Origin of the sequence: Prosthecobacter sp. (assembly GCF_020439865.1) — a bacterium.
GTDB lineage: Bacteria > Verrucomicrobiota > Verrucomicrobiia > Verrucomicrobiales > Verrucomicrobiaceae > Prosthecobacter.
Genome location: NZ_JAGRPF010000150.1, coordinates 21,318 through 27,654, shown reverse-complemented (window position 1 = coordinate 27,654; position 6,337 = coordinate 21,318). Strand labels below are relative to the sequence as shown.

At 61.1% G+C, this 6,337-nt stretch carries 4 protein-coding genes; 1 reads left to right on the top strand and 3 read right to left on the bottom strand.

The features are described 5' to 3' along the window. A partial coding sequence (locus tag KDL09_RS18765; RefSeq protein WP_294388621.1) for a PVC-type heme-binding CxxCH protein occupies positions 1–3,362 on the bottom strand: 3,362 nt, incomplete at its 3' end. A 150-nt stretch (positions 3,363–3,512) separates the two neighbouring features. Here KDL09_RS18765 and araD point away from each other — a divergent pair. Beyond that, a complete protein-coding gene (gene araD / locus KDL09_RS18760) occupies positions 3,513–5,255 on the top strand; it encodes an L-arabinonate dehydratase (protein ID WP_294388617.1) in 1,743 nt (580 codons plus the stop codon). Between the two features lie 26 nt (positions 5,256–5,281). Here araD and KDL09_RS18755 read toward each other — a convergent pair whose 3' ends face one another. Beyond that, on the bottom strand, positions 5,282–5,971 hold the full coding sequence (locus KDL09_RS18755; RefSeq protein WP_294388614.1) for a prepilin-type N-terminal cleavage/methylation domain-containing protein: 690 nt from the start codon (positions 5,969–5,971) through the stop codon (positions 5,282–5,284). A gap of 10 nt (positions 5,972–5,981) precedes the next feature. Next, on the bottom strand, positions 5,982–6,317 hold the full coding sequence (locus KDL09_RS18750; RefSeq protein WP_294388611.1) for a hypothetical protein: 336 nt from the start codon (positions 6,315–6,317) through the stop codon (positions 5,982–5,984). Between the last annotated feature and the right edge of the window lie 20 nt (positions 6,318–6,337).

Below are 6,337 nucleotides of genomic sequence, written 5' to 3'. Positions count from 1 at the left end.
TCCGGGAACGGGTGCATGAGCAGCACGTTCGTCTGGCCGTGGTATTCGGCCAGTTTGACCGGGGTGCGCTCGAAATCGGGTGCGTTGACCTTCCAGTCAGGATTCCACAGGCTGACGCTTTCCCAGTCGATGGCGCGCCAGTTCGGTTTCTTGGGCTGTGAGTTTGTTTCGGGCAGTTCGACGCCTTGGATGAGCAGTTTCTTTTTTTCAGGCGTGAGCGGGCCTTCTTCCGGCGGAGCGAGGATGTACCAAATGAGGTCGCGGAAGGCTGGATCGGGCAAATTGCCGAATCCCATCGGCATGAGGCTTTGCTTGGTGTTCGTGAGCGAGGCGATTTGATCGCGCGGCACGACTTGCGCGGCTCCACCGGCTCCGAGCAGCTTCACATGCCCCGGCGTGTCCTCCACGATGCGTCCCGCGAGCGAGCGGCCGTCCTTCGTGCTCACCGTGATGTTTTCGTAGCCGTTGCCGATGATCTGGTTCGGATCGATCACGTTCGCCAAAAGCGCATCGAGGTTGCTGCGTCCGCTGCCGATCAAATCCGGCCCCACCTTCTGCCCGCCGCCGTGGAACTCATGGCAGACCATGCAGGTGGCCGTGAAGATCATCTTGCCGTTCGCGAGATCCGGTTCGCCCGTCAAACACGCCTGCTTTTTCTGCGCGATGAGCGATTTCACATCGTCCGACGAATCCTGCCACGCACCGAGCACCTTGAAGGCGCGATCGCGTATCGCCTTGTCCTTGCTCGTCGCCAACGCGCGCCGCACCGGTGCGGGGAAGCCACTCGCGCTGACTTGTTCTGCGGCGATGGCGTCGAGCATAGCCTGCGTCCACGTCGTGCGGCTGCTCAGGGCTTCGATGGCCGCATTGCGCACGTTGAAATCCTTCGAAGCCGCCTGCGTGATCAGCGGCGCGGTGAAATCATCGCCGCCGAGGTCGGCTGCGGTGCGAATGGCCGCCACCGCGAGCGCGGTGGAAGTGCCCGGCACCAGCAACGGCTTCAATCCCTCCTTCACCGTGTCCGTTTTGACATTCCGCAACGATTGCAGCACGGCGAGGCGATCCTTCTCCGGCTTCGACGTGTCGTGCAAGGCCACTATCATCTCCTTCACTGCCGCCGCATCGCCCCACATCACCGCGAGCGTCTGCGCATGCTTCCTCACCTCGGCATTCGAATGAGAACGCCACTTCGCGAGGCTGGCTGAGACATCTTTGGTTGGCTTGATCACACCGCCTTCCTGGCCTTTGACTAGGCCGTCCAGCGCATGCGCGAGCAGGATGTCGTGCGCGGCGATCTTGTCGCAAAACTCAACCGCGAGATCGAGGTTTTCCGCCTTTCGCGTGTCGCACAAGCGGCGCATGGCTTTGTGGGAAAGAGTCTGATACAAAGTGCTTCGATTTGATGCCAAAGTAGCAAATGCAACGAGCCAATCGTTAGGCGTGCTAACCAGATTTGCCTCCAGTGCTGTCCAAATGATAAATGCTAGCGTTTGGTCCGCTGAATCCGCTGAACTTTTCAGCAATGCGTCAGCCACGCCAGCATAGAAAAATTCCCCCGGTGCAAAATTGATCTCATTCCTCTGCAATGGCTGATCCACTGTCAGCTTGCGTGCATTGAACTGTCTTAATGCGATCGCAGCACTTAATCGAACCGTCGGATTGGTGTCAGCGGCAAGTCGCGTAAGTGTGGATGGAGAAATCCAATCGTTTTCATACTGCAAACGGGCTGCCCACGCTCTCAACTCGGGCAATTCGGATGTGGCGATTGCTTCAAACATATCCAGATTGTTGATTCGTCGGTTCAGCCAGCCCGAAGCGTTTAGTGCCCAGAGAGCCTCCATTCTCGCAAAGAGCTCCAAGTTTGGTGAAACGGCCATTTCTTCCAAAAGGATCTTCGCTGGCGTGTCTTGTCTCTCCACCAGCATCCGTCTTGTCATCCTTCGCATCCAATTGTTGGGATGTTCCAGGGTCTTCACGAGGTCGGTGGTGGAGAGTTTCTTGAGGTCGAGGTCGTTCGTGGGCCTTGAGGCGTGTTCTGTAGTTCCGCCTTTAGGCGGCACATTCTCTGAACCGGCTGAAGCCGGGACTACAGAACCGCTTTGGGTCGTGACGACACGCCAGATGCGGCCGTATTGGCGGTCCACGCCTTCCGGGTTGGCTTTGGCGTTTTGGTAGCAGGGATACTTGTCGCACCAGTCCATGATCCAGAGGAAGCCGTCGGGGCCGGTCTGGGTGCTGACGGGGCGGAACCAGCCGTCGTTGGCGCGGAGGAAGTCGCGGCGCGGCTCGCATTTGAAGCTGGCACCGACGGGCGTGAGGACTTCCTCGTGGATGGCGTTGTCGTGGATGTTGCCGATGAAGGCGTGTCCGTGCGTGTCGGCGGGATAGCGGCCGCCTTGATAAATCTGCACGCCGGCATAGGCGGCGCGGAAGTGCTTGTGCTTCACGATGCTGGGCAGTTGCTCGTAGGCATACGGATTCTCCGGCGCACCGCCCTGGCGAACGTAGATGCCGCCGGGAGCCATGTGGAAGAAGTGGTCGATGACGCAGGCGCTGACGAAGAAGTTCCCCGCGGCGTCGTAGTCGCAGCCCCAGGGATTGCTGGTGCCATCGGCGAAGACTTCGAATTCCCACTGCGCTTCCTTTTCGTGGCTCATGGGCCGTGCGCGACCAATGCCGGCGTCGAATTTGAAACCTTCGCTCTCCGGCTGGCCAGGGCGGCGGACTTTGCTGTGTGTGAAGACGCCGTGCGTCATGTAAAGCCAGCCGTCGGGGCCCCAGCAGAAGCTGTTCACGAGCTCATGTGTGTCCTCGCGGCCGAAACCGGTGAGCACAACGCGCCAGGCGTCCGGTTTGTCGTCACCATCGGCATCGCGGAAGTGGATGAGATGCGGCTGCTGGCCGATGTAGATGCCGTCATCGCCGCAGATGATGGCGCTGGCGAGATTTAGGCCTTCGACGAAGACGGTGCGCTTGTCGGCGGTGCCGTCGTTGTCGGTGTCTTCGAGGATGATGACGCGGTCGCGGGGGATCGGACTGCCGAGTTTGGGCATCGGCTGGTAGCTGTCATCCTTTACCGACCCGAAGAGGGGTGGGTGCTCCGAGCCGTTCGGGTATTCGTAGGCTTCGACGACCCACAAACGGCCGCGGTGATCCCAAGTCATCGCGACGGGATTTTGCACCATCGGCTCATGCGCGAAGCACCGGACCTCGTAGCCCTCCGGCACGGTCATTTTCTTCCGCGCCTCCTCCGGCGAGGGACACGCGTTCGTCGAGGGCAGGTAGGTGCCGGTGAGTTCCTTGCCCTCGCCGAGGAGGTGCGTGGTGGCGAGGCAAAGCGGGAGGAAAAGAATCGGGCGCATGGTTTGGGTGCGGTTTTGTAGCAGGAACTACGCGGCGGCGACAAGCGTGTTGTCGGGCCGAAAAAAACGAAAGACTTCAAAAAGCCAGCCCTCTGAGTTTTTTCCATTTTTCGTTTCTTTCGGCCAGTCCTCGCCTGTAAATCTCAACCAATGTCCTCCCCAACCTCCCACGCCCGCAAGACTCCCGAACAACTCCGCTCCTGGCGCTGGTATGGCCGCGATGAGTTGCGCTCCTTTGGCCACCGTTCCCGTGCCAAGCAGAACGGCTGGGGCAGCGAGGACATTGTGGGGAAACCGGTGATCGGCATCCTGAACACCTGGAGCGATCTGAATTCCTGCCACATGCATCTGCGCCTCACGGCGGATGCGGTGAAGCGCGGCATTTTGCAGGCAGGTGGTCATCCGATGGAGATCCCTGTCATGTCCGCTGGTGAAATGCTCACGAAGCCGACGGCGATGTTTCATCGCAATTTTTTGGCGATGGAGACCGAGGAAATGCTCCGCGCGAATCCCATCGATGGCGCGGTCTTGCTAGGCGGTTGTGACAAATCCACGCCGGGGCTGCTCATGGGCGCCTTCAGCATGGACATCCCGGTCATCTACATGCCTTGCGGCCCGATGATGAAGGGCAACTGGCGTGGCGAGACGCTCGGCAGCGGCAGCGATGTGTGGAAATACTGGGATGAAAAACGTGCCGGCAATCTGAGCTGGGACCAGTGGTGCGAGATCGAGGACGGCATCGCGCGCAGCCCCGGTCATTGCATGACGATGGGCACCGCGAGCACGCTCACCGCGCTGGCGGAGACGCTCGGCCTCGTGATGCCGGGCGCGTCGTCGATCCCCGCCGTGGACAGCGCGCACACGCGCATGGCCGCCTCTGCGGGACGTCAGATCGTCGAGAACGTGTGGCTGGATCGCAAACCGTCCGGCATTGTCAACGAGCGCTCGTTTGAAAATGCCATCGCGGTCGACATGGCGCTCGGCGGCAGCACGAATGCGATCGTGCATCTCGTGGCCATGGCCGGACGTCTGGGCATTCCGCTGCCGTTGGAGAAATTCGACGAGATCAGCCGCAAAGTGCCGCTGCTGGCGAACATGCGGCCTGCGGGCAAATACTTGATGGAGGAGTTTTATCTCGCCGGTGGCCTTCAAGCGCTGCTGAACGGCATGCGCGAACTTTTGCACACTGATGTGCTCACCGTGACCGGCCAAACGCTCGGCGAGGACATCGCCGATGCGATCATCCACAACGAGGACGTCATCCGCACGCCGAAGAACCCGCTCCAGCCCGACGGCGGCACCGCGATCCTGCGCGGCAACCTTTGCCCGAACGGCGCGGTGATCAAACACGCTGCCGCCACGAAGGAACTCTGCACGCACACCGGTCCGGCGCTCGTCTTTGACAGCTATCCCGAAATGAAAGCCGCCATCGAGGACATGAACCTCGATGTGACGAAGGACACCGTGCTCATCCTGCGCAACGCGGGTCCGGTCGGCGCTCCCGGCATGCCAGAGTGGGGCCAGCTCCCGATCCCGAAGAAGCTCATCATGCAAGGCGTCCGCGACATGGTGCGCCTGAGCGATTGTCGCATGAGCGGCACCAGCTACGGCGCATGCGCACTGCACATCGCACCTGAGAGCGCCATCGGCGGTCCGCTCGCGCTCGTGAAGAACGGCGACCTCATCGAACTCGACGTGCCGAACCGCAAACTGCACCTCCACGTCAGCGATGAGGAACTCGCCAAACGCCGCGCGGCCTGGAAACCCGCTCCGCCGCGTTACCATCGCGGCTACGCCAAGCTCTACGTCGAGCACGTCACCCAGGCGGACCAAGGCGCAGATTTCGACTTCCTCCAGCACGGCCCTGCGGTGCCGGAGCCGGATATTTTTTGAAACGGCGTTCTCCGGCTGGGGCAGTCTCAGTTTCCCGCAGGCGGCACAGGCGTCGCAACCGGCGCAGCCGGCTCAACGGGCGCAGTCGGCACAACCGGTACTGCCGTCGCAACCGGCTCGTTCGGGACGATCCAGAACACACGGCGCTGCTTCTCCGCCCCTTGTGTGACCGACCATTCGAGCAGCAAGGGGTGGATGTGCGGCGCATTCTCGTTCGTGTCCTCGTTCCACATCGTCGCCCATTGCCGGGTACCTGCGTCAAACACCCGCCAGCCGCATTCCGCCAGATCCTCGAAGAGCACCACGCTCATCCTCGGCTGTTCGTCCGTTGTCTTTTGAAGGGAGATCATCAGCTGCAGGCCTCCTCCGGTCATGGATTCGGTGAAGAGCGTCACCTTGCAGTCAGGAGTGCCGTCGAATGGTGAGGGAACGTGTTGAAGCTCCAGCGCGGCAAGATACTGGCCGCCGTCCTGCGTGGTTTTCAAATTGAATGCGGCCGATGCCGGAAGTTCCGTCATGAGTCGTTCGCAAAACGTGGTAAACGCCTGAGAACGACTGTCCCTCAATCGCGCGCGACGGACATCATCCGCGAGGGTGATCGTGCCGCTGGCGAGGGAATAAACAGCGCCGAGCACGAGCGCGACGATGGCCAGCACGACGACGATTTCGAGCAGGGTGAAGCCGGATGCGGACTGGCGCTGCGGGTGCGATTTCATGAGGCAGGCGTCAGCGTCTGAAAAGAGGCGGATAAACCCATGTTTCGGCGGAGGTGGTCTGCGGCTCGCGGCCTTCGAGCCATTCCGCTGTCACGCGCACCTCGAAAAGGTCGTTGAGAGGCAGGCCGTCGCGATTTTTCAGATCCAGCTTTGTGCGGCGGATGGTGTAGGTGACGTCGTTCTCCTGGATTTTCGCCTCCTCTGGCGGTTCGGGGAGCCGGGTGTACTCGATGAGGAGGGAGCGCATGCGTTCCTGCACGGAGGCTTCGCGGCGCTGGTGCAGGGTGTCCTTGCCGAGTTGATTCACCGCCTCGACGAGCGCCACGACTGCCAGGCTGAAAATCATGAGAGCGAGGAGTGTCTCCA

Bases quoted from the DNA above. Each gene is read 5' to 3' on its own strand.
- araD (WP_294388617.1), top strand. From the start codon at position 3,513: ATGTCCTCCCCAACCTCCCACGCCCGCAAGACTCCCGAACAACTCCGC.
- KDL09_RS18755 (WP_294388614.1), bottom strand. From the start codon at position 5,971: ATGAAATCGCACCCGCAGCGCCAGTCCGCATCCGGCTTCACCCTGCTC.
- KDL09_RS18750 (WP_294388611.1), bottom strand. From the start codon at position 6,317: ATGATTTTCAGCCTGGCAGTCGTGGCGCTCGTCGAGGCGGTGAATCAA.